Source organism: Aliidiomarina iranensis (assembly GCF_003987135.1).
GTDB classification, from domain to species: Bacteria; Pseudomonadota; Gammaproteobacteria; order Enterobacterales; family Alteromonadaceae; genus Aliidiomarina; species Aliidiomarina iranensis.
Genome location: NZ_PIPJ01000002.1, coordinates 477252 through 502479, shown reverse-complemented (window position 1 = coordinate 502479; position 25228 = coordinate 477252). Strand labels below are relative to the sequence as shown.

The following is a 25228-nucleotide window of genomic DNA, read 5'->3' as shown; positions in this document are numbered from 1 at the left end:
AGTGTTTCCTTTAAATAAAAGAGGTTGTAACTGTTAACAGCAACCTATTTATTCTCGAAACACACAGTTCTTGAGGTAAAGCGGGGGAGGAGGCCAGCGCAGCGGCTGCGGCAACGCAGCTATGCGGCTAACAATAACTTTGGTGAGCAGCCAGATAAATACCAGAACCAGTACAATATGGTCGATATCAATTTGGCTATTTTGTAGGAGTTGTTCAGTTAATTCACAATCCGCAGCGGCGGCGGTGCTCGAGCCGGCATCTGTATGCTGGTGCGCCACAGAGGTGTTATTTAAGGGGCAATGGTTTACCAGCGATGATTGCTGCGCCCAACACAAAAACATCACCAAAAGGGCGATGTATAAAAAACGATGTGCTAAAGATTGCCGTTGCTGCTGGTTCAATGTTTACTCCAACCATTGTTGCTGCGTACTCTAATGAATCTTTATGGAGGGGTCAAACAGATACGGTGGCTTGTGTTTTTTAACAACACTTTACAACCCCACCAAAATAAACCACACTGGGTTTTAGCTTACAAATCTACTTTTACAAAGAGCACAACAACAATAAAAAGTGGCAACGGAATATGCTTGAAAACCTATCTTTCGCACAACGGCAGCGGTTGGCCTACATTGATTTTAGCCTGTTGTTTAAAGGCAGTATTTATCGGAACGATTTAGTGCAGCGTTTTGCGGTTGGCCTTTCGGCGGGCACGCGTGATTTCAATGTGTACAAAGAGCTGGCGCCGAATAACCTGTATTACGATTCCCAAGAAAAGCGCTACTTTCAGGCCGAAACCTTCACGCCTATTTTCCAGCACGATCCCAAACGCACGCTGATTAAGCTCGCCAATGATATTTCCGATGGCTTCGATGCTATTGGCGATACCCGTTTTCCGGTCGAGGCGCCTTCATCGTTAAACGTGCCCGATATTTTCATTGTGGCGCGTATCGTGCAGGCCACATTGAATGGCAAAGCGGTGCTAGTGCGCTACACCTCGCTCACCAGTGGCGAAAATGAGCGTGAGTTGGTGCCGCACTCGATTGTCGATAACGGTTTACGCTGGCATGTGCGCGCGTTTGATCGTAAATCCCAGAGCTTTCGCGATTTTGTGCTTACCCGAATTCATGAAGTGCGCATTCTTGACGATGCCGACACCTTCGAAGAAGCCGAAGCTGATCACGAATGGCAACGCATGATCCCATTGCAGCTCGTGCCACACCCGCACAACGTAAAGCACAAAGCCGCCATTGAAATGGATTACGGCATGGTTAGCGGCCTGCTCACGATTGAAGTGCGCGCCGCCATGGCCGGTTACCTGCTGCGCCGCTGGAACGTGGATTGCACCGAAGATGGCACCCTTGAAGGGCATGAATACCAGCTGTGGCTGCGGAACCGGGTTAGTTTGGTGAATACCAGTAATTTGGCGGTGGCGCCGGGGTATGCGGTTGCTGAGGTTTAGAAACTCGCGAAAATCCCCCGTTCGTTGTACTTAAAAATCACGCGAGAGCCTTACAAAAATAAGATTCACATTAGGAAGCAAGTAAAAATGGATAATACCGAACAGCAATTTTTAAAAGAACTCGACGATAAGCTTTGGAAAGCTGCTGACAAACTGCGCGCTAACCTAGATGCGGCAAACTATAAGCACGTAGTGTTGGGGCTCATTTTCCTCAAGTATGTGTCTGATGCGTTTGAAGAACGCCAAGAGGAGCTTTTGGAGCTATTCAAAAGCGATAGCGACGATAATATCTATTACCTACCGCGCAGTGATTTTGATAGTGATGCTGAATACGAACAAGCACTACAAAACGAATTAGAAGTGCTCGATTATTATCGCGAAGCCAATGTATTTTGGGTTCCAAAACCAGCACGTTGGAACACCCTGAAAGAAAAAGCAGTGTTACCTATCGGTTCTGTGCTTTGGAGAGAAGAGCCTTCAACAAATGGCAAGCAGGGTAACGAAGTAAAATTGCGTTCTGTATCGTGGCTCATAGATAACGCGCTTGAAGAAATAGAGAAGAGCAACGCCAAACTTAAAGGCATTTTGAATCGAATTAGCCAATACCAACTTGATAACGATAAATTACTCGGCCTCGTAAACACCTTTTCGGATACATCGTTCACCAAGCCTGTGCACAAAGGTGAGAAGTTAGAGCTGCACAGCAAAGATATTTTGGGCCATGTGTATGAATATTTCCTCGGCCAGTTCGCGCTTGCAGAGGGAAAGCAAGGTGGCCAGTACTACACGCCGAAAAGCATTGTTACTCTAATTGTTGAAATGCTCGAACCATATTCTGGGCGCGTTTACGACCCGGCAATGGGCTCTGGCGGCTTTTTCGTTTCCAGCGATAAGTTCATTGAAGAACACGCTAACGAGCACCATTACGATGCTAGCGAACAAAGAAAGCACATTTCTGTGTACGGTCAAGAATCAAACCCAACCACGTGGAAGCTGGCAGCCATGAACATGGCGATACGCGGTATTGATTTTAACTTTGGCAAGAAAAACGCCGATACCTTTTTAGATGATCAACACCCCGATTTACGCGCCGATTTCGTGATGGCCAACCCACCATTTAACATTAAAGATTGGTGGAGTGAATCGCTAGCGGAAGATATTCGCTGGCAATACGGCACACCACCGAAAGGCAACGCCAACTTTGCGTGGGTGCAACACATGCTGCACCACCTAGCACCCACTGGAAGTATGGCGATATTGCTTGCAAATGGCTCTATGAGTTCGAACACCAATAACGAAGGCGAAATTCGCAAACGTCTCATAGAAGAAGATTTAGTGGAATGTATGGTGGCCTTACCGGGGCAGTTATTCACTAACACGCAAATTCCCGCCTGCATTTGGTTTTTAAGGAAAGACAAAACCAACGGCATGGTGCGTAGCGAGAAAAAACGCGATCGCCGCAACGAATTCCTATTTATCGATGCCCGTAACCTCGGTTATATGCGTGACCGCGTATTGCGCGATTTCACCAATGATGACATCGCCAAAGTAGCCGATACCTTGCACGCTTGGCAGCGCGGCGAAAATTACGAAGACATTCTCGGCTTTTGCAAATCAGCCAACCTCGATGACATTAAAAAGCACGATTTCGTGCTCACCCCCGGCCGCTATGTGGGCGCGAAAGTGCAAGAAGACGATGGCGAACCCTTTACAGAGAAAATGGCCCGCCTCACCGCACAGCTGAGCGAACAGTTCGCAGAGAGCAAAAGGCTAGAGGAAGAGATTAAGAAGAATCTTGGGGGGCTGGGGTATGAGCTGTGATTGGCCTTTAGTTCGTTTGGGCGAAGTAGTAGAGATAACCTCGAGCAAGCGCATTAAACGAGCTGATTATGTTACCTCAGGCGTACCTTTCTTTCGTTCAAAGGAAGTGATAGAACGTTCGAAAGGAAATGATATTTCGACTGAACTATTTATATCAGAGGAACAATTTTCAAAAATCCTAGGTAAATTCGGAGTTCCCAAAGCAGGAGATATTCTTTTAACTTCAGTTGGAACTCTCGGTGTTCCATATCAAGTGTTGAGCACTGATAGGTTCTATTTCAAAGATGGAAATCTAACATGGCTGAGGAATTATAATAATTCAGTAATTCCTGGTTATATTTTCTACTGGCTTACATCACCTACTGCGCAACAAAAACTCGACGAAGTATCAATAGGCTCTACTCAAAAAGCTCTAACTATTGTGGCGCTTAAATCAGTTGAGCTTCCGGTACCGCCGAAAGATACTCAGGAAAGAATAGTTAGTGTTGTTTCGACTCTAGATCAAAAGCTCGAAATCAACCGAAAAATAAATCAAACCCTAGAACAAATGGCTCAAGCCATTTTCAAAAGCTGGTTTGTTGATTTCGATCCCGTTAAAGCCAAAATTGCAGCACTAGAAGCCGGCGGCAGCCAAGAAGACGCCACCCTCGCCGCCATGCAAGCCATTTCCGGCAAAGACCAAGCACAACTCACCCAGCTCCGAGCCGAAAACTCAGAGCAATACAGCGAACTTCGTACCACCGCCGAACTCTTCCCCTCCGCCATGCAGGATAGTGAGTTGGGGGAGGTGCCGGAGGGATGGAAAATAATTAGCTTTTCTAACTGGGCTAATATCCAAAGGGGAAAAAGTATAACGAAAGCGAAAACAAAACCTGGAAAGGTCCCAGTAGTTGCTGGTGGCATAGAACCAGCCTACTATCATAAGGAGCATAATGTAGTAGGACCTGTAATAACAATAAGCGCATCGGGCGCGAATGCAGGCTATGTGAATTTGTATTATCAAAATATTTGGTCGTCAGATAGTTCGTACATTTGCAAGCAAAGTGCGCCGTATTTTTATATTGCTTATATCTGCTTAAAATATCATCAAAAAGCGATTTTTGATATGCAGACGGGTGCTGCTCAACCACATATATATCCCAAGGATTTTGAGCGTTTAAAAATCGTTGTTGGAGGTAACAAGTTGATGGAGAAGCTTGAAAAGCAAACGTCTAGTTTTTTTGCAAAATCAAAGTTTTTGAATAATGAATATGTTTCTTTAACACAGTTGCGTGACACATTACTGCCAAAGCTGCTATCTGGAGAACTAAGTGTTGCTCCTTCAGTATTAAAAATGGAGAGTTCTTCATGACAACTCGCGTCGACATGATCATCGAAACACTTAAGGCGCATCCAGAGAAGCATTTTACCGCTCGTGATTTAGCGATGTATTTTATTGAGCGTTATCCAAGCGAGATTACTGAGAAGCAACAAAATCCTCGTTACAACACCGAGGAAAAATTGATCGCTCAGTTGGCAGCAGAGGTTGGCGGAAGTAGATTAAGAACAGCAATGGAAAAATGCCCAAACATCACGACACGAGATAAACCGCGTCCAAGAATTTATTACTGGGAGCCTAATCCTGAGTTAGCAAAGCAGCTTACCGAAATGGATGATGAACCTGATGACGCAAGTGTCGATACGCCGCTCACAACACCAGGCTTGAGTGAGCATGATTTGTATCCATTGCTTATCGAGTTCTTGAATAAAGAGCATGGTTTATATTGCCAGCGCATCGATGAGCGAAAATCAAAAAATGTGCACGGCAGCGGCGGCAATCATTGGCTGCATCCCGACATCGTTGCACTCGAAGCCCTTGATATGGGTTGGGAAAGCGTTGTGAAGGACTGTGTGCGAACCGGCAATCAAAGCGCTGTGCGCTTGTGGTCGTTTGAAGTGAAAAAACACCTTACCAAAAGCAATGTACGAAAGTCATTTTTCCAAGCGGTTTCAAACTCAAGCTGGGCAAACTTCGGCTATCTAGTTGCAACCGGCCTAAACAGCGACGTAGAAGGCGAACTACAAATGCTCGCCAGCCTTCACGGCATTGGCGTGTTACTACTCAACACTGAATCGCTCTTCGACAGCCAAATATTGATACCAGCGCGCGAGCGCACAACAGTGGATTGGCAATCCGCAAACCGAATTGTTGCCGAAAATAGTGACTTCCATCACTACATTGAACAGGTCGGTATTTACAATCAAACCGGCAAGCTAATTAAAAGTGCGTGGAATAGATAATTACTTTTTGCAGACTTTTAGCCTCAATAAGTATTATTCCCTGCATTTAATAAGCAGCTTTGAAGCAATCAAACTTCTGTTGGAGGGCGTTCATTCAGTGTTCCTCAAGGTGCGAGCGTTCTTAAAGACTATTCCTCTGAAATATAAACGAGCATACGTGCTTTGATTGATGCATTGCGTATGCATATTGATCCATTGTTACGGAACGCAAATGGCGAGTGATCCGTTCAAGGTTAATGAGAAAATAAACATGGCAATTTCACAACAAGTATTACATTCGATGAGAATTCCAAATTTGAAGAACTTAGTTGAATTAGAAATTACTTTTGACTCTTGCCCGGTAACTGCGATTCTCGGACCAAATGGAAATGGGAAATCAACGATACTGCATGCTCTAGCATGCGCATTTTCACCAAATGACGAAGGTGAAAACTATAAATTTAGTTGGTTCTTTTTGCCAAACACTGATGCGTTATGGAATGGTAGTGAGATGAGTATCGTGTATAGCTACAGGGAAGGCCAAAGTGAGTATAACCATGTCACTAGGGAATATAAAAAGACTCAAGTGAGATGGACGCCTAGGTATGCGAATCGGCCTCTCAGAGATATATTCTATGTCGGTATTGATAAATGTGTGCCAATGATAGAAGCAGAGAAGAAGCAAGCAAAAATTAACTATTCAACCAAAGTCATAAATGAAGATGTAATAAATACTATTCTAGAAAAAGCATCCATTGTTTTAAACAGGAAATACTCTAGCTATCACGTTCATGAAGCTTCGGGGAAAGAGTTTATTGGTGTTGAAGTTGACGGACTCCGTTATTCGGCATTAAGCATGAGTGCAGGTGAACAGAAAGTATTTTACATACTCGAAAAAGTTTTCAGGGCGAAGAAGTATTCTCTTATTTTAATTGATGAGCTCGATCTTCTTCTTCACGATCAAGCAATGAAGAATCTCATCAACGTCATACTAGATAGAGCCAATGATAAAAGTTTGCAGGTTATCTTTACAACACATAGAGAGACGGTTTTAGAACTTGAAGACAAAATCAATATTAGACATATAGTATGTCGTCCCGGAAAAACATTATGTTTCAATGAAACTAAGCCGGACGCCATAAATAGGCTGACAGGAGTTCAGCCACGTCCGTTAGAGGTTTTTGTTGAGGACGATTTAGCTTCAACGATCGTGAATAAAGTTGCATCTCAACTCCGGCTTGCCAAATATGTGACTACAAATAGATATGGAGCTGCTGTAAATTGCTTTACGACAGTTGGCGGTCTTCTGCTGGGTGGAGAGTCTTGTGAAAACTCCCTGTTCATATTAGACGGTGACGTATATCGCACTGATGCTGAAAAGAGAGAATCAATTAATAGAGTGTTGACAGGTCACGATGAGAATGTAGTCGGTGCACGAGATACTGCGTTCGCAGCCATAAAACAGTTTACTTTGCCGCTAGATACTAATCCGGAAAAGTATCTTCACTCTTTAATCATCGAGATGGATGAGACTGAAGATCAAGAAAGCAACGAGATTATTGAGGTTGCTAGGGAGATAGTTGTCGCTGATGAATCTCACAAGTACGTCGACGATATAATAATTAGATTAGGCTGGGAGAGAGCAGTGGGCCTTTCAAAAGTTGTTGACTTGGTTGCAACAACAGTTGAGTGGGCGACCTATACAAAAGCTTTAAATGACTGGCTTGAATCGAAGGGTCATGAGTTACGTGAAGACAGGCAAATTGCATATTGAACGCATATTGTCAGACCAGTTTTTCGCTGGTGTTAAATCAGCCGAAAGTAAGGCGTATACGATTAGGTAAGAGAGAGGTTGGATATGATTACAACGATAAGTACGGCGATTACGCTGGTTAAACGTTTGCGTGAGATCTCGAAGAATATCGAGGATGCCGAGCTCAAAGGGGGGCTTGCAGATTTGTCGAGCGAACTAGCTGATCTGAAGTTAGAAGCGGCATCTCATAAGGAACATATCGCCGCGCTTCAGGAAGAGAATACTTTATTAAAAAGAACATCATTACCTACTGATGAAAAACCAATAGGGAGAAAATGGGGATGTTACCAATTTAAGGATGATGACGGCTTATATTGCCCTGGCTGCTGGGATTCAAAACGTAAAAAGTCCTCTACCACGCGCGTAGATACTCAATTCCGTCATTGCCCCGTTTGCAATGCTCCCATAGGAAGCTGCTGATCAACTGATAAGATTCGTTTAGTTGAGTGTATTAAGGCGAAAACGGATGTTAGATTTCGATTCAATTCCCATGACGGTTGTCGACTTAATAGTTCCGCTATTACTATCTTACAAGAATCTAATTAAATCAGTCTCAGTTTAGGGGAAGCAGACAATTGTTCATATCTTGTAGTTGCCCCCGCTAAAACGGACAGTTTAACTTGCCACTTTAAGAGCTCGATACTCTCTCGGTGACATCATTTTCAATCCGCTGTGCGGATGGTAATTATTGTAATCTTCGAACCATTCAGCGAGCTTAGCCAACACGGTTGCTGCATCAGGACGGTCATTCAGATACACATAATCTCGCTTAAAAGTCTTCACGAACGCTTCAGCCATGCCATTGCTTTGCGGGCTGCGGACTGGTGTCGTGCAGACTTTAAAGCCTAATGAACTGGCGAACTGGCGCGTTTCATCGGCGATATAACAACTGCCATTATCGGTCAGCCACTCGACTGTATGTGGCAGCTCTCGTACGTCACCGAAGCGCTGTTCAATGCTTTCAACCAGAACATCTTGAACCATTTCCGCGCGGATACCAGTGGTTGTTGCGACGTAGCTCATGATTTCGCGGTCGCAGCAATCTAAGCTAAATACCACACGCACTTTTTCTTTGTTCCAGCACGTGATTTCAAAACCGTCAGAGCACCAACGGGTGTTCGGATGCAGCGTAACAACCTGACCATCATGAGCGCGGTGTTCGCCCACACGGCCGATATGTTTGCGAAGCAGCAGGTGGTTCTGGCGCATCATGCGATACACGCGCTTTGGATTCACTCGAGCAATAACATGCTGCTCAGTTTTCAATTTCCGATTTAGATGCGCGGTAATACGTCGATACCCATTGCTACCACGCTCGTCGCAGATGTTGGTTATCAACGGCAACAAAAGAGCGTCATCAGTCTTGCTGTAACGCGCGGAACGGCCTTTCTGGCGCGCATACAAGCGTTGATATAAGTTCGAGCGCGACACACCAAGAATATCGGCTACTCGGAGGACAGGGAATCGTCCAGTGGCAGCAATGGCATGCGCGATATCAACTTTTTTGAGTGGGCTATCTCCAGCGCCTCTTTTAGGATTTCCGTTTCCATAGTTTTACGACCAAGCAGCTGCTCGAGTTGCTTAACCTTTTTCTGAAGCGCTTTATGGTCTGCGGCGCTGACGACTTCATCACCAGATTGAATTGCAGACATACCACCATCTTGCATGAGCTTTTTCCACTTAAACAATAAACTCGGGGTTATACCATTCTGCCTGGCTACCAATGATACCGAATACCCCGGTTGCATGGTCATGGCAACAAATTTAGCTTTCTCTTGTGGAGTATAACGACGGCGACGTTGTTCGCCAGTAAAAATTTCAATGCGCTCCATAGACACTCCTTAAAGATAGGTCTAAGCCTATCGCTTAACTAATGAGTGTCCGTTTTAAATGGGGGCTAATACATATCTAAACTCAAATCCTGTCAAGCCTCAGTTTCCTAAAGATATTTTACCCAACGGAGTAAATAAGCTAAATTAAGCCAATTGTTATTAAAGGATTAACAGAATGACCGAAGATCAATTGGAACAACAATGTTTAGCTTGGTTTGCTGAAGGAGGCTGGGAGATAGGGCATGGTCCCGATATTGCTCATGATGGCCCGAATCCGGAACGCAGTGATTACAAGCAGGTATTATTGTTTGCTGATCTTGAGGCGGCTATTCAACGCATAAATCCTCATTTGCCCGCTAGTGCGCTTGAACAGGTGGTTGCGGTAGTTCGCAAGCCTGAGAGTTTAGATACGGTTGTGAGCAACCGAGCCTTCCATCGTTTATTACTGGAAGGCGTTCCTGTTGAGTACAAACGCAACGATAAAGTGGTACACGACCGCGCATTCCTGATTGATTTTAATAACCTTAACGCTAACCGGTTTCGTGCGATTAATCAGTTCACGATTGAAGGCAGCAAGCAGCTTCGAAGGCCTGATGTATTGTGCTTTATTAATGGCATTCCGGTAGCTGTTCTTGAACTGAAAAGCCCCAATGCAGAGAACGTAAGCATTTGGGATGCATTTAATCAAATTCAAACCTATAAAGACGAAGCCCCAGATTTATTTGCATACAACGAAGCGCTGGTTATTAGCGAGGGCTTTAATGCGCGCGTTGGCTCACTTACCGCGAATCAAGAGCGGTTTATGCCTTGGCGCACGCTGAAGCACGAAGATGACCGGCCATTATTTGAATGGCAACTCGAAACCATGATTCGAGGGTTCTTCGACCGTGAGTTGTTCCTCGATTACATCCGCTTTTTTGTTATTTTCGAAACTGATTCCGATCAGTTGATTAAGAAAATTGCCGGTTATCATCAGTTCCACGCCGTTCGTGAGGCCGTAAGGGCTACTTTAGTTGCCGCAAGAGGCGATGATATTTCGCTCGAAGAAAAGCGAGCCACCTATGCCGATAAAGTGCAGCCGGGCAGCAAAAAAGCTGGCGTAGTTTGGCATACGCAGGGCTCCGGAAAGAGTATTTCCATGTGCTGTTATGCGGGCAAGCTACTGCAACAGCCAGAAATGAACAATCCAACGTTGATCGTTGTAACCGATAGAAATGATCTCGATGGCCAGCTATATGCAACTTTTTGTGCAGCGAAAGAATTATTGAAGCAAGAGCCGGTACAGGCGCTGGATAGAGATTCGTTGCGCCAGTTGCTTGCAGAGCGTGAATCTGGCGGCATCATATTTACTACGGTGCAAAAGTTTGCATTGATTGAAAGTGAGAAAGATCATCCAATTTTGAATGATCGCCACAATATTGTGGTTATCTCTGATGAGGCGCACCGTAGCCAATATGGCTTAAAAGCGACACTTAAAAACGATGGCACATACAAATTTGGCTACGCCAAGCATATGCGAGATGCGCTGCCGAATGCTGCCTTTATCGGGTTTACGGGTACGCCGATAGCGAATGAAGACAAAGACACCCGCGCAGTTTTCGGTGATTACGTTTCTATCTACGATATTCAAGATGCTGTTGACGACGGCGCAACGGTTCCTATTTATTACGAATCGCGGTTGGCCAAGCTTGATATTAATTGCGATCTCATTGAAGAACTTTCCGATCAAGTTGATGATGTTGTTGAAGATGAAGAAGATCTTGGACAACGTGAAAAAACTAAAGGTGAGTGGAGCCGCCTTGAAAAATTAGTAGGAGCAGGGCCGCGCTTACAACAAGTAGCCGCAGATTTGGTGGAGCATTTCGAAACCCGTTCGCGCTCCATTGAAGGCAAAGCCATGATTGTGGCTATGAGCCGTGATATTTGTGCGCATTTATATAACGAAATTACTGCGCTTCGCCCCGATTGGCATGATTCAGATCCTGAAAAAGGTGCCATTAAAGTTGTGATGACGGGTTCTGCCGCTGATAAAGCATTGCTGCAACCGCATATCTACAATAAACAAACCAAAAAGCGTTTAGAAAAGCGATTTAAGGATGTAAACGATCCTCTAAAACTCGTGATTGTACGCGATATGTGGCTTACCGGCTTTGATGCTCCTGCGTGCCACACGATGTATGTTGATAAGCCGATGAAAGGGCATAACCTCATGCAAGCGATTGCACGAGTAAACCGGGTGTTTAAAGATAAACCAGGCGGGTTGGTAGTTGATTACATCGGTATTGCGAATGAATTAAAGCAAGCACTGAAAACTTACTCGGATGCCAAAGGGCGAGGTGAACCTACCCATAGTTCTAATGAGGCCTTCGCGATTCTGCTTGAGAAGTTAGATATTATTCATGGCATGTTTGCAAAAACACCTGAAAGCCCAGGCTTTGATTACAGTGGTTATGCAGAAGATCCGAACCGGTTAATTGTTCCCACGGTTAACCATATATTTGGATTGAAAGATGGTAAAAAGCGATTCTTAGATACCGTTCTCGCGATGAACAAGGCCTTTAGCCTATGTTCCACTCTTGATGAAGCGCAAGAATACCAGAAGGAAATTGCGTTTTTATCAACCGTGAAAGCTGCAATCACCAAATATACCAGCGTTGATAAAAAGCTTAGCCAAGAAGAAAAGAACTCTGCGTTGAAACAGATTCTAGATAACGCAGTTGTTTCTGAGGGCGTTACCGATGTATTCGCGATGTGTGGGCTCGATAAGCCAAATATAGGTTTGCTTTCCGAAGAGTTTCTCGAAGATGTTCGGCAAATGCCTTACAAGAACTTCGCCGTTGAGTTATTGGAGAAGCTATTAAAGGACAACATCAAAGCGAAAACCCGCAATAACGTTGTGCAGGAGAAGAAATATAGTGAACGGCTGCAAGAAACTTTGCGGAAATATAACAACCGAGGCATAGAAACAGCGCAAGTAATTGAAGAACTGATTGCCATGGCCAAACAGTTCCAAGCGGAACTAGAGCGCGATGCGGCCCTTGGCTTAACCCCCGACGAAATAGCCTTTTATGATGCTCTTGCGAATAATGAAAGCGCAGTGCGAGAACTTGGTGATAAAACACTTAAGTTAATCGCTACCGAGCTCACCCAGAAATTACGCGCATCAACCACCGTTGATTGGCAGGTACGTGAAAGTGTGCGCGCCAAACTGAGAATACTCGTGCGCCGAACTCTACAACGATACAAATATCCACCTGATCGCGCTCAAGAAGCTGTTGAATTGATTTTGCAGCAAGCTGAGGTGCTTTCTAATGGGTGGAGTAGGTAGTTCCTTTCAATGCCAAATCTACAAACGCATAGAACCGTTTATTTTCTCGCCGTGTTCTGCTATTTGTTAGGCAAACTCAGGATAATCTGGAAATTGAAAGGCCTACCTTTTGGTATCGAGCAAAAACACTATCGCTTATATCGCTCCAGCCTTCTGGCATCTTCGATCGCAAGCCAGCAGCATTCAATAGCCTATCTTCCTCTTTGGTGATTACACATATTACATAATATCTTTTGATAATATCCAAAATACTCTCTTTGGATAATGGATCTAACGCGAGAAGTTTACTCATTACCGGTGAATCCGGAATAACGTGTTCGTGAATTACATCCTTGCGCTTCATCCCTTTTGCGTTGTCTGAGATATAGAAATTTATGTCCGTAAATTCATTTAATGCATATCTAACATATTGAGAGTAAATCCTAGGAGGATCGCCGGCCTTAACATGTTTTTGTGCATTTATAATTACGTTTTTAATACAATTCAGTTTTTGATCGAGGGTACGCAAGTCGATTACTCCTTATACCTAGCACTAGTAATATACGATCCTCTCTCGAGGACGTCGGGTTGAGGATGGGGGCAACCACGCATTTGTTTGCATCGTTATGCTCTAACCAACCAGTAATCGATAACAACACCGTTAAGAAAAGCCCGCCCGCCGTCTAAGCTGCCGGTTGCCACTACATTTCGGTCTCGTAGAGTTTTATTAATTGCTTCATGAGCAGCATGCTGGACCTTTTGGCCGGAGCCACATCTATTAACTGCCTTATTAATGCCTGAAACGTATTTAACAATATGAGCCATTTCCGGTGGAAACGGCCCTTCAGGGTGAGTCGAAAGCAGGACGGTATAGATTTCAGTTTCAGCCTCAGCTAATAACCGAGCTTTTTTTGCGTCTGATGTCATAGCATCAGCAAACCTGCTTATTTTGAATTTGTCGAGAACTGCATCGAACGAGTACATCGCCTTTAATTCGATCAGAACTTCGGGTGATTGCCCATTCAGAATTGCCATGTCTGTACGTTTCCATTCCCTTGAAACGGCATAAGTTTCTTTGAGGGTGCGATAAAGTGAAAATGCCCACCGATCTCGAAAAGGCAATTCAATTTTCGTAGTAAGCGCGAGGTATGCAAGTTCATCTGACTGAAACTCTTGTTCTAGGCTTTCAAGTGAGCCAATAATCAAATCCTGCAAAACTGCTCCTTATGCATAACGCCCGAGCACAGCGGCACGAGGAAAGTGTATGTCTGGCGCCGGAGGCGCGAACTGATGAGATCTGAAGATTTTTAAAACCTTCTAAAGTAAAATAGCATACAATTTTAAGTCCTGATCACCACCCATAAAACAACTTCCCACCTTTCATCTGCACTAGTTCAAAGCTGCTGCCGATATCTAAATCAGTTTGGTTTTCCATCAAAAAGTAAGCCCAGGCTACTTGTGGGGTGGTGTTGCCTTTTTTGCGGGGCAGGATTTCAATTTCTTCGCGTTGGTAGAAGATGCCATCGTTATCCGGCTCTCAAATGGAACCTAAGCTTGAGGTAACGCATGAAGGTGCAGGATGAGCACCAGGAAAGTCTTGTCAGCTTTAGCTCTGTTTGGTATTTCGTGGAGTTATTGAACTTCATCTCGTTATTTTTAGTGTATTCTACAAATGCTTTGTTAATAGCGTCTTTCTGGGTTTGAATTTTGATTTAAAGTGTCGTATATTTGCTATCCTATGGTGTCGTAAATTTGTGAGTTATTGCCATGTCGCTTAATTCGTTAAGAAGTAGAATGAAATACCGGATTAGTCGGAGTAAGAAAACAGTGTTTACTCCGAAGGATTTCCTTGATCTTTCTGATCGGGATCAAGTGGGCCGCGTATTGCGCCAGCTTGTGAAAGATGAAAGCTTGATCAAGTTTGGCCAAGGCCTCTACGCTAAAGCTAAGCGCTCATCGTTAACGGGTAAGTTGATACCTATCAAACCCTTACCTGAGCTTGCCGTTGAAGCACTTCGTGATAAATTGAAAGTGAAGGTGGTGCCTGCCAGTGATTTGGAACGCTATAACAGCGGACAAAGCACGCAAGTACCAACTGGACGATTGATCGCTGTTAAAGGCCGTGTATCTCGTAAAATGGCGTATGACGGTAAGTCGATAAAGTATCAATATGTATCTTAAGCCGGAAATTATTGATGAAATCGCAGCTGAGTTGGCGATTGATCCTGCTTTCGTTGAAAAGGATTGGTATTCAGTACAAGTTTTAAAAGTGGTTGCTGAACACCAAAGTGATTCGATTGAAACCATATTTGCTGGGGGCACTAGTCTTTCGAAAGGATACGGTTTAATTCAACGCTTCTCAGAAGATTTAGATTTCCGTTGTCGTTACCGAACCCTGAGTTCAGGTCATCAAAATAAGAAAGCACGTAGCGCTTATCGTTCAAGCGTACTCGAATGTATTCAAACCATCGACCACATTGAGTTAGACGAGACAAAGGTAAAACCAGCTAGTAACTATATCAAGTTTCCCTTGAGCTACCCAAAGCAGTGCGGCGGTCACGCCTCATTACGCCGCGATTTAGAAATTGAATTCAGTTTCACTCAACCACAACTTCAGCCTCAACGAATGCCGATTCAGTCTATGGTTGCTACGTTTACAGGTGCCGCACCGGAAACTAACATATTGTGTCTATCTCCAATTGAAACCGGTGCTGATAAGTTTAGTGCGTTGACATGGCGAATATTAAAACGAGATCGCGACCACAAGCAGGATGATCGTGCCATGGTTCGGCATTTGCACGATTTGTGTGCTTTAACTCCTTTATTAGAAGAAGAACATGCCTTGTTTATCGAAACCGCTATAACCTCGTTCAACATCGATCAACAAAGCGGCAAGCGAGATACGAATGCAGAATTCTATCCATCTCTGAAGTCTGCGTTAGAACAGCTAAAGAGAGATGAACTTTATGAAACTGAATATCAACAATTCGTCGATGCGATGTCTTATGCTGACGATGAAAAGATGATTACTTTTGAACGTGCCATGGCAAGCTTTGAATCAATGGTTTCACTATTCGACGTTTAATTCGGCATTCATGTTTGGCCCTATTGGCGCGAGCTTTTGACTAATCATTGTGACCGTTTGAGATTGCCACGCGTTATGTTACCTATAACTCAATTCCAAGCGCTCAAAGAAGAAAAGTCTGGGGATTAACGCCTGCGCCATCTAAAAATTCTAACCAAGCAATTTGCTGTTCTTCGGAGACTTCAAATCTGCAGTTCAAAAACCATCAATCGTAAGTACCACACGGGCATCATTCTCAGCTACTTGCGGTGAGCGATGAACTATTCCGCCGTGTTCGTTATCGGCCCAGCCATCACCTTTTAAGATACCAACTTCAACAGAGTTTAATTGCTGAACTGGGGCGTCCGCTTGATGCATTACTTTTCCCGTATCTGAGCGCCATACGTGTTCATTTTTAAGCCATTCGCTACCAACGCCTGCGTAGGTGGTAATTAATCTACAACCTAGCTTATCGGTATGAAACTTGGGGCACATGGCCGAGGTTAAGCGGGCAAAGCGAATACCTACCTGGGAAATATCAAAAAGGCACCCGTACATATCGGCAAGCAGCGCAATATCGGCAACTATGCTGGCGCGCCCAGGAGCTTCAGGGAGTACATTTAGAAAATGCTCGGTTACCTCATTAATATTCAGTAAAACTCGCTGCTGCGGCCAAGTTGAGTGTTGTAAAAACTGCGCATACTGGTAAGCGCGATCATTAATTTCACGTTGCCAAATGGCTAAATTAATATGGCTCTTGAAGATGCTGGACAACTCCATAGCATTTGCGCCTTTGGCAACATGAACGCTACTTTTTAAAGATTGGATTTGAGTATCTTGTGCGAGCATAATAGCTCCATATTGTTACGTTATAATATAACATTATGCAGTGTGCTTTCATTTGATTCAAGAGGCAAAATTTAAAATGCGAATTGGAGCGTAACTCGCTTTGATATATAGTTTCTAAACATCATTTCTGCAGAGCAGGAGCCACACCAAAATGAAAACCATTGGCCTTATTGGCGGTATGAGCTGGGAATCTACGCAGGTGTATTACCGGTTGTTTCCCTAGCGGTCAGCTTGTTCAATTGGTACGCAAATGCCGCTTATTACGGTGGTGGTGATTTGCGGGGTAACGGCGCAATCGGAGGTGAGGCCTTCGCGTTCGTTGTATATTTCAGACCATGCGTTGAAGCGCTCTACAAGTGGCTCGATAGTGCTGGGGTTGGTTTGTTCGGAAGAATAAACTACGTAGCGCGCGGGGCCGCCACAGGGTTTGGCGCCGAATGGTAACACGCGGCATGAGGCTGGGTTACCGGCGAGTGGGGTGCCGATAGCGGCGAGTATTTCGCGGCGGAGCTCTTGCATTTCTTCGAGAGAAAAATCAGTGCGAATGCTTTCTCTATCAAAATTCTCTCGGTCAACGCTTTCTTGCGTGATCGATTCTACGTTTTCTTCGCTTAATTCATTATTTGCAAGCGCATCTTCATTATCGTGATTGGCATTCGGGCTGCAGCCGGCAATAAAGAGAGAGAAAGAGAGTGCCGCGAAGGTAGCTGTTAATGGCAAAAATTTATTCTGGCGCATGTGGCTGTTCCTTTGATTTTCAGGGTAGTGCAATTTCAATTTTCAGTGATGCAAAAGAGATTAACTGAAGATTACGATGATTAAAATTTATTTATTAAAAAGGGGCCCGAAGGCCCCTTTGGTTTTTATGTTTCGTGCCGTTTTAGGTAATTAAACCTGCTTACGACGACGAATCCATACTAGTGGCAAGCCAAGCAACAGTAGAAGGGCACCGAAGTTACCTTCAAACCATTTCTTATCGCTGTGCTTGTTCACTTCAACGTTTACTAGCGCAGTATCGGTGAACTCACCATCTGATACGCTTAAACGGAAGCCTAGCGTTGCATCATTATCGAACTCAGGTACGGTAAATGTTGCAGTGGCTGAACTTGCGTTGCTTAAGCTCACAGCAGGACCAGAAGTTTGCGTCCAACGGTAAGTTAGGGTGTCACCGTCTACGTCGGTTGAACGGCTACCATTTAAGGTAACAGTTTCGCCGGCGCTAACTGCTAGCGATGGGCCTTGTGCAACGGCTACTGGCGCTTCGTTGAGTTTTTCAACTTCAACCGAAACGGTAGCTGTGTTCGTTACTGCGCCATTACCATCAACGATGCGGAACTCAAAGCTATCTGAACCCCAGAAACCAGTTTCCGGTGCATAGGTAGCTATAACGCTGCCATCTTCCGTAGTTACTGTGCCGTTAGCTGGCTCGGTAACCACTTCAACAGTGTAGTTGCCATCGCCCATAAGAATTAGCGGGTTAATAGCTTCTAGGCTATTTTCGCCATTCGTTACGGTTACGTTTACAAGGCCTCCAAGTTGCTCAGTGAAATCAGTTAAGCTGATTTCTACAGAACCTTCTTGCATTACATCTGCATCGGCGCTTTCGGCAGTACCGAAGGTTTCAACACCTGCGGTGTAGTTGATTTCAACACTACCGTTATCCGCTGCAACCACGCTTGGTGTTAGCAATGTGCCCACCATAGGCGCAGTGCCTTCGCCATTGTAGTAGTACGAAGTACCTAAATCACCGGCAACGTTTTCAAAACCAACCGTTAAGTTGGCAGGAAGTGTTGCACCCGTATCGAAGTACTGGATAAACATGTTGTTTTCAACACCTGCTTGAATCCAGATAGAGAAGCTATAACGCTCTTCATCACCGGTGTATTCAGGTTTCCATTCAACAACATCGTTCCACTCGACAACCACCCAACGACCTGGTTCACCAAAATCAAAGGCACCAAAACGAATATCACCACCCGCTGCACCACCTGCATCTAGGTCAGTCCAGAACGGCGCTAGGATATTGTTAGGCGCTTCCGTATCAGGAAGATTTTGGTTAGCAAACGCACCAGCATGGTTTTGTGTACCGGCACTTACAAAGCCGTTATCAGAAATACCTAACGATGTGTAACCAACACCGTTGAAGATAAAGCCATAACCGGTTTCAACAGCACCAAGGGTTAGGCCAACTCGCGTTTCATCACACGAAGTTGCTAAACAACCCAAGGTAACACCAGCGCCAGCATCGCGTAAGTTCAAACCAGCACCTGGGAAGGTGGCGGCTTCAACAAGTGATGCTTCCGCGCGGATACTGTCGAAGTTACCAACCCACAGCATGTCGCCACCTTCGGTTACAGAGATTTCGCCTTCAGCGCGGTAAGCATCTACCACTACTGATTCAGAATCTACTGTAAGCCCTTCAGGCTGATTAATAGCAATCGATACTGGGCCTTCAAAATCTAAATCGTTTACACGAGTAGATAATGTTGCACCATCGGTACTGGTTACTTCAGAAGTATCGCCACCTGAACTAAGCACTTGCTCATCGTCAGAACGGGTAGCTTGTACTGCGATAGGCATTACCATATCAGCGTACATACCTGAGGTATCCGTGAACGTGATACGGCCGTGCTGCCAACCTGTAGGTGCAAAGCGAGTATCTACGTTTAAGGTAAATTCAGCTTCAGCACCACCTTCAAGGGCAAGTGTATCGAAGCTCAATGAACCTACAACGCTGCTATCTTGGAAGGTTACGCTTGCTGTCCATTCTGTATCTTCGCCTACAACGCTAGTTGCCGTGCGAGTGAATGTACATTCACCGAAGCAACGAGGTGCAGAGAAGGAAGGACGATCAAAGGTTACGGCTGTGTTAAATGCAGCAGCAACATCTAAGCGGCCTGCACCCATATCAAAGCCATCAGCAACGGTTACGGCATCTTCTTTCAATACATTTGGATTAGAAGATGTCATGAGCATTGATTTAACTTGCACTTGCGATAACTCTGGGCGCATTTGTGTTAACAATGCAGCTGCACCGGCAACATGTGGGCCAGCCATTGAGGTACCACTCAATGTGCTGTAGCTCCACTCACCGTTTACTGGGTATGCAGATAGAATTGCAGTACCAGGTGCGGCGATATCGGGCTTCATGTAGCTCGCATCGAAGTTAGGGCCACGTGAACTGAACGATGACATAACATCAACACGCTCAGGGTTAATTACGGCCTGCGTTGGATTGATAGTTGCAGTATCACCCTCAACCCAAGCTTCTAACAATGCATTACCATCGGCTTGCGTAATGGATACGCTTGGTAATGTTGTATCAGGCATATTCATTGAAATTGTGCCAGCAGCATTGTTATAAAGAATCATGGCAATAGCGCCAGCATTCTCAAAGTTTGTTGCTTTATCACCGAAAGCACAATCACCGCGAGATACAACAGCAATGTGGCCAGCGAACGAGCCTTCAGGGAATGGTGCACACGCTAACGCGTTTTCTGCATCAATTTCCATAGCTGGCATAAGTGGGCCAGCGATGGCTTCAGTAATATTTGTTTCTGAACCAGGTAGCGCAACGGCGCCATCTAAGCCAGGGCCCTCTATGGTGTTTGCAAAAGTACGGCCAGTTTCAGTTGAAGCAACGGTTAGGCCTTCTTCGATACAACCTGGACAACCTACGGTTACAGGGCCAGGGCCTGAGTTACCCGCAGACGTTACATTGATAATGCCTGCTGCTTCAACGTTTTGCCATACGGTAAAATATGGGCTTGCTGTTGGTTCGCCAGCACCGCCACCCCATGAGTTGTTGATAACATCAACATCATCACGCAGGATATCTTCCAGCGCTTCTAAAATTGAAACCGTATTTGCACTACCATTGCCTTCTGGCGTTAAGTAAAAGGATTTGTAGACATATAAGCTGGCACCCGGTGCAACACCTGAGAACGATAGCTCGGCGTTGTTAAAGGTGGTGCTCACTAAATTACCTACGGCAGTACCGGCAACGTGTGAACCGTGGCCGTTTACATCGTATGGTGAATCTGTGATTTCAGTTTCTGAAATTTCGATACGCGGCTCATAAACACGCGCTGAAACGATTTTATCGTTACAGAAGTTTGCATCAACGGTTGCGCAGTAATCATCGCCAGGCAAGCCTTCAGGGCGAGTGTGGCCATTGGCTTGGAACATTGGGTGATCGTTTAAGATACCTGAATCGAGTATCGCAACACGAACGCCAGCACCGGCATCATCTTGCCCACCGAGCATTTCCCATACTTCTGGAGCATTAATGATGGAGTTCGAAGCATCCATATTCAGATGATAAACTTCATCTTCCCAAACATTAATAACCCCTGGTAAAGCGCGAAGTTGCTCTAAAATTGATTCATCGCCTTGGTGGGCAACAGCAACACCGTTCATTAACAAGGTGTAGTTGGTTTCGATATCAGCACCTGGCACTCGTGAGCGCAACGCTTGTGCGAATTCACTCTGGCGGCTCAAAAGGTATTGCTGGTAACTTTTGGTTTCGGTTGAGTTTGCATCGAAGCGGTCACGCTTAGTAGCCGTACGGCTGGTACCCTGAAGATTGCTAACGCCACCTTCATATTGCACAGCTGCAGGATCTTCAAGCTGAACAATGTAGTAATTCGGGAGTGCAACTTGCACAGCTCGGTTTTTTTCAACGCGATAGCGCTGTTCCGATTCTACGTTGAGCGTGCTGGCCTCTTGTGGCGGTGCGGTGTTTGCCGAAGCCCCCAACGTGAGTGCGGCAGCAACCATTGATGCAACAACGGTTAGACGCGGTAAGTGGTTAGATTCCTTCATGCTAGGATTTTCCTCTTATGATTTTTGCTTTAGGAAGCCTGCTTTAATGTTAGAAGTTCGATCACAAGCAAAGTTGTATACCTTAACAATTAAAGCGCTCATCCCGATGATAATGCAAAATGGGTTGTTTTCGTAGTGTTTTCTTCACAAATTTGCAACGTTAGTGCTTGATAAAATAATTCAATAAAAACAAATACCTATGCATTGTGTTTTTAAGATTTATAGCGTTTGGAAACATTTCGTAACAACTTTTTTGCGAATGAGCGAATTGTATGGGTTATGTTAGGCTTTACATAACAAATTACTAATATGTTAAATCGGCTTTACAAAGTTGTAAGTTGTGCAGATTTAATGGCAAGGGAGTACACTTTAAAAGAAGCCATACACTTACCGCTGTTACTAACAAGGCACAGCAAACTAACCACAAAGATGCTGGAGAGATATCAATGCAAACATCATTTGAAAAGAAAGTTGGCATAGTTACTGGAGCAGGTTCTGGTATTGGCGAGGCAACGGCAAAGCTAATGGCAGAGCGAGGCTGCAAGGTTGTTGTAGCTGATATCAATAAGGCAGCTGCCAAGCGTGTTGCGAATGAAATTATTGCAAGCGGCGGCGAAGCCCGATCTTATGAGCAAGATACGGCTCATTCCGATACGGCTAAAGCCATTGTTGAATTCACCCTCGCCACTTTCGGTGCGCTGCATTACGCGGTGAATAATGCTGGTATTGGTGGGGCGCAGGCGCCTACGGGTGAAATTGATTTAGAAGATTGGCAGCGGGTAATTGATATCAATTTAAATGGTGTGCTTTACGGTATGCGGTATCAAATTCCAGCAATGCTGGCTACTGGCGCTCATGATTGTGCGATTGTGAATATGGGCTCTATTCATGGCAGTGTTGCGGCACTGGGGAATTCTGCCTATACCACGGCAAAACATGGTTTAGTGGGGTTAACAAAGAACGCAGCCGCTGAATATGGGCCGGAGGGCTTACGCATTAACTGTGTGGGGCCCGCATATATTGATACTCCGCTCCTGAGTGCCTTGCCTGATGAACAGCGAGCTGGTTTAGTAGCGAAGCACCCGCTTGGGCGCCTGGGGCGGCCGGAAGAAGTAGCTTATTTGGTGTGTTTTTTACTTTCCCAAGAGGCCTCGTTTATTACGGGTGGTTATTATTTGGTGGATGGCGGCTATACCGCGGTTTGAGGGGCTTTGAATCCGTGCTAATCTGGTTTCATATTAGCGCGCTAGCGAAGAAAAACAACAACGAATGGAGATTAGAATGTTTACAACAAGGTTCACATTAAAACCCAGTGTTCTGGCGATGTCGGTAGCGATATCGATAACGGTTTTAGCAACGGGTTGTTCCGATAACGCCTCGAATGAGCAAGCTGCGGCGCAAGAGAATCAAGCGCGATCGGCACAGGTTGATGGCTCGAATACCCAAGTATCGGCGGCGGAAATAGCGGAAGAATCGGCGAAAGCGAACCAGCTGTTTGAAGAGATATTTTTAGAAAGCGTAATGCGCAGCCCCATGTATCAGGCTTATTTGGGCATTAAAGAAGATCAAGATAAATGGGATGATATTTCAGAAGCGCGGGCGCAAGAAGATTTGGCCTTGCAGCAAGAACAACTAGAGCGTGTTTTGGCCATTGATGAGAGCAGGCTCGATGAACAAACGCATGTAAGCTGGTTGCTTGCGAAGCAGAATTTGGAAGAAGACATCGCTGATTTTAAATGGCGGCACTATAACTATCCGGTTAATCAAATGTTTGGGATGCATTCAAGTGTAGCGTCGCTGTTGATAAACCAGCACAGCATTGATGAAGTGGTTGATGCCGAGGCTTATATCGCGCGTTTAAACGGCTTGCCTGCATTATTTGCACAGCTGGGTGAGAATTTGCGCCTGCGGGCCGAGAAGGGCATTGTTGCCCCCCGTTTTGTTTATCCTTATGTGATTAGCGATAGCCGCAATATTATTTCTGGCGCGCCGTTTGATGATGGCGAGCCGAGCACTTTGCTGGAAGATTTCAGTGGTAAAATTGACCGTTTAGATATTTCTGAAACTGAACATCAGGCGCTTTTAAATGCGGCGGAGCAAGCCTTACTGGAATCGGTGCAGCCGGCTTATGAAAATTTAATTGGTGTAGTTGCTGAAATTGCTGAACTTGCTGATGATAAAGATGGTGCTTGGAAGTTTCCAGATGGTGAAGCCTTTTACAATAATGCGTTACAGCGCACTACAACAACCGAATTAACCGCCGATGAAATTCATGAAATTGGCCTTAGTGAAGTGGCGCGAATTCATGATGAAATGCGGGTTATTATGGAGCAGGTAGGCTTTGAAGGGAGCTTGCAAGAATTCTTCGTGCATATGCGTAATAACGAAGATTTTATTTATCCAGCAACTGATGAAGGCCGCCAGCGTTATTTAGATGAGGCAACAGCCTATATCGATGCTATGCGTGAGCGCTTAGATGAGCTTTTCATCACGAAGCCGAAAGCCGAGATGATTGTGAAGGCGGTAGAACCATTCCGTGAGCAATCGGCAGGTAAGGCGTTTTATCAGCAGCCTTCAATGGATGGTTCGCGCCCGGGCGTTTACTACGCTAATTTATATGATATGGCCTCAATGCCAACCTACCAGATGGAGGCTTTGGCATATCACGAGGGGATTCCAGGCCACCATATGCAAATTGCCATCGCACAGGAACTGGAAGGTATTCCTACGTTCCGAAAGTTTGGCCGTTACACAGCCTACACTGAGGGCTGGGGGCTCTACACTGAGTTGTTACCGAAGGAAATTGGCTTTTATGAAGACCCATACTCAGATTTTGGCCGCTTAGCTATGGAATTGTGGCGTGCGGTTCGCCTCGTGGTGGATACCGGTATTCATGATAAACGCTGGACGCGGGAAGAGGGCATTGAATTCTATGTTACTAACACGCCGAACGCGGAAGCTGATGCGATAAAAATGGTTGAGCGCCACATTGTGATGCCAAGCCAAGCCACTGCATACAAAATTGGTATGATCAAAATTCTTGAACTGCGTGAGCGGGCGAAAGAAGAATTAGGTGATGCTTTTGATATTCGTGAATTCCACGATGTAGTGTTGGCAAGTGGCCCGGTTCCGTTGAATGTGTTGGAGCAGTTTGTGAATAATTACATCAGCGAAACCCAAGCGGCTATGTAACTGGAAAGTGTAACTGGAAAGTGTAGCTGAAATATTGCAGTAGAAAGAAGAAGCAAAAAGGCCAAGCTAAGTATAGCTTGGCCTTTCTATTTCCGTGTGTTTTGGCAATGCTGTTTTCGATTTTTAAAACACTACTGCTTAGTTCGCTAAAAACTCATAGCGAGTGCGTTCATCGGTTTTAAAAATGCCGCCAAGCGCGGAGGTTTCGGTCGTTGAAGTAGCATCCATTACCCCCCGTGATTTCACACAGTAGTGCACCGCATCAATGGATACCGCAACATTCTTAGTTCCCAGCAAGGTTTGCAACGCTACAAGAATTTGCTGCGTTAACCGTTCTTGAATCTGCGGGCGCTGGGCAAAGAAGCGTACAATTCGATTAATTTTCGATAAACCAATCACGGTTTCATTGGGGATATACGCAACCCGAGCTGTGCCATCGATGGTTACAAAATGATGCTCGCAGGTGCTATTGAAGCTCACATCTTTCACCTTCACCATTTCATCCACTTTCATTTTGTTCTCGATAAGTGCCATTTTGGGGAAATTGGCATAATCAAGGCCGCAGAAGATTTCACGCACATACATTTTTGCGATGCGGTGGGGCGTTTCGCTGAGGCTGTCGTCTGCTAAATCTAGGCCGAGAACATCCACAACTTCGGTCATTAACGAGCGAATACGATCATATTTCTGGTCTGCGGTAAGGCCATTTTCTTTCATGGGCGTTTCTAAGCCTGCGTCTATCAAGGCTTGCCTTACCTGTTCTGCTTCTTTTGTTAACATGATAACCCCTAACTAAACTTTATAATT

At 45.1% G+C, this 25228-nt stretch carries 19 protein-coding genes; 11 read left to right on the top strand and 8 right to left on the bottom strand.

Features of this window, described 5'->3' with window-relative positions:
* Nucleotides 1-48 precede the first annotated feature (48 nt).
* A complete protein-coding gene (locus tag CWE08_RS05395) occupies nt 49-402 on the bottom strand; it encodes a hypothetical protein (RefSeq protein ID WP_126766392.1) in 354 nt (117 codons plus the stop codon).
* Nucleotides 403-584: 182 nt separating this feature from the next.
* Here CWE08_RS05395 and CWE08_RS05390 point away from each other — a divergent pair, with 182 nt between their 5' ends.
* The 6 genes from CWE08_RS05390 to CWE08_RS05365 all read left to right on the top strand — a co-directional run bounded on the left by CWE08_RS05390 (nt 585) and on the right by CWE08_RS05365 (nt 7773).
* On the top strand, nt 585-1460 hold the full coding sequence (locus CWE08_RS05390; protein WP_126766390.1) for a WYL domain-containing protein: 876 nt from the start codon (nt 585-587) through the stop codon (nt 1458-1460).
* Nucleotides 1461-1547: 87 nt separating this feature from the next.
* Nucleotides 1548-3281: a class I SAM-dependent DNA methyltransferase gene (locus tag CWE08_RS05385; protein ID WP_126766387.1), complete on the top strand. Its 1734-nt coding sequence runs from the start codon at nt 1548-1550 to the stop codon at nt 3279-3281.
* Nucleotides 3271-4632, top strand: a complete 1362-nt coding sequence (locus CWE08_RS05380) for a restriction endonuclease subunit S (RefSeq protein WP_126766385.1) — start codon at nt 3271-3273, stop codon at nt 4630-4632. Before CWE08_RS05385 ends, CWE08_RS05380 begins: the two co-directional genes overlap by 11 nt.
* Nucleotides 4629-5561, top strand: a complete 933-nt coding sequence (locus tag CWE08_RS05375; protein WP_126766382.1) for a COG2958 family protein — start codon at nt 4629-4631, stop codon at nt 5559-5561. The genes CWE08_RS05380 and CWE08_RS05375 overlap by 4 nt, the downstream gene beginning before the upstream one ends.
* Before the next feature lie 211 nt (nt 5562-5772).
* Entirely contained in the window at nt 5773-7314 is a 1542-nt protein-coding gene (locus tag CWE08_RS05370) for an AAA family ATPase (RefSeq protein ID WP_198677086.1), read from the top strand.
* Nucleotides 7315-7398: 84 nt separating this feature from the next.
* Entirely contained in the window at nt 7399-7773 is a 375-nt protein-coding gene (locus tag CWE08_RS05365) for a hypothetical protein (protein WP_126766381.1), read from the top strand.
* Nucleotides 7774-7968: 195 nt separating this feature from the next.
* Here CWE08_RS05365 and CWE08_RS05360 read toward each other — a convergent pair.
* Nucleotides 7969-9185, bottom strand: a protein-coding gene (locus CWE08_RS05360) for an IS3 family transposase (RefSeq protein ID WP_420837073.1) whose coding sequence is annotated in 2 segments (ribosomal slippage) — nt 7969-8870 and nt 8870-9185 — 1218 coding nt in all. Because the reading frame shifts where the segments join, the coding sequence is not laid out codon by codon here.
* A gap of 175 nt (nt 9186-9360) precedes the next feature.
* Between CWE08_RS05360 and CWE08_RS05355 the strand changes: the two genes are divergently transcribed.
* Nucleotides 9361-12513: a type I restriction endonuclease subunit R gene (locus CWE08_RS05355; protein ID WP_126766377.1), complete on the top strand. Its 3153-nt coding sequence runs from the start codon at nt 9361-9363 to the stop codon at nt 12511-12513.
* 76 nt (nt 12514-12589) lie between these two features.
* Here the strand turns inward: CWE08_RS05355 and CWE08_RS05350 are convergent, their stop codons facing one another.
* Both CWE08_RS05350 and CWE08_RS05345 read right to left on the bottom strand, forming a co-directional pair.
* A complete protein-coding gene (locus CWE08_RS05350; RefSeq protein WP_126766374.1) occupies nt 12590-13021 on the bottom strand; it encodes a hypothetical protein in 432 nt (143 codons plus the stop codon).
* Nucleotides 13022-13116: 95 nt separating this feature from the next.
* Entirely contained in the window at nt 13117-13707 is a 591-nt protein-coding gene (locus CWE08_RS05345) for a hypothetical protein (protein WP_126766372.1), read from the bottom strand.
* Nucleotides 13708-14286: 579 nt separating this feature from the next.
* Here CWE08_RS05345 and CWE08_RS05340 point away from each other — a divergent pair.
* On the top strand, nt 14287-14673 hold the full coding sequence (locus tag CWE08_RS05340; RefSeq protein WP_198677085.1) for a DUF6088 family protein: 387 nt from the start codon (nt 14287-14289) through the stop codon (nt 14671-14673).
* Nucleotides 14663-15577 (top strand): nucleotidyl transferase AbiEii/AbiGii toxin family protein, encoded by a 915-nt coding sequence (locus CWE08_RS05335; protein ID WP_126766367.1) that lies wholly within the window; start codon nt 14663-14665, stop codon nt 15575-15577. The genes CWE08_RS05340 and CWE08_RS05335 overlap by 11 nt, the downstream gene beginning before the upstream one ends.
* A gap of 195 nt (nt 15578-15772) precedes the next feature.
* On the opposite strand, the gene CWE08_RS05325 is transcribed toward CWE08_RS05335, so the two are convergent.
* The 3 genes from CWE08_RS05325 to CWE08_RS12415 form a co-directional block, all read right to left on the bottom strand.
* Nucleotides 15773-16405 carry a DUF1826 domain-containing protein gene (locus CWE08_RS05325; protein ID WP_126766365.1) on the bottom strand — a complete coding sequence of 211 codons (633 nt, stop codon included), beginning with the start codon at nt 16403-16405 and terminating at the stop codon, nt 15773-15775.
* A gap of 219 nt (nt 16406-16624) precedes the next feature.
* Nucleotides 16625-17143 carry a hypothetical protein gene (locus CWE08_RS05320; protein ID WP_126766362.1) on the bottom strand — a complete coding sequence of 173 codons (519 nt, stop codon included), beginning with the start codon at nt 17141-17143 and terminating at the stop codon, nt 16625-16627.
* A gap of 150 nt (nt 17144-17293) precedes the next feature.
* Nucleotides 17294-21229 (bottom strand): S8 family serine peptidase, encoded by a 3936-nt coding sequence (locus CWE08_RS12415; protein WP_126766360.1) that lies wholly within the window; start codon nt 21227-21229, stop codon nt 17294-17296.
* A 446-nt stretch (nt 21230-21675) separates the two neighbouring features.
* Between CWE08_RS12415 and CWE08_RS05310 the strand changes: the two genes are divergently transcribed.
* Together CWE08_RS05310 and CWE08_RS05305 are read left to right on the top strand one after the other, a co-directional pair.
* Nucleotides 21676-22434, top strand: a complete 759-nt coding sequence (locus CWE08_RS05310; RefSeq protein WP_126766357.1) for an SDR family NAD(P)-dependent oxidoreductase — start codon at nt 21676-21678, stop codon at nt 22432-22434.
* A gap of 76 nt (nt 22435-22510) precedes the next feature.
* Nucleotides 22511-24421 (top strand): DUF885 domain-containing protein, encoded by a 1911-nt coding sequence (locus CWE08_RS05305; RefSeq protein ID WP_241973834.1) that lies wholly within the window; start codon nt 22511-22513, stop codon nt 24419-24421.
* 138 nt (nt 24422-24559) lie between these two features.
* On the opposite strand, the gene folE is transcribed toward CWE08_RS05305, so the two are convergent.
* A complete protein-coding gene (gene folE, locus CWE08_RS05300; RefSeq protein WP_126766354.1) occupies nt 24560-25201 on the bottom strand; it encodes a GTP cyclohydrolase I FolE in 642 nt (213 codons plus the stop codon).
* Nucleotides 25202-25228 lie beyond the last annotated feature (27 nt).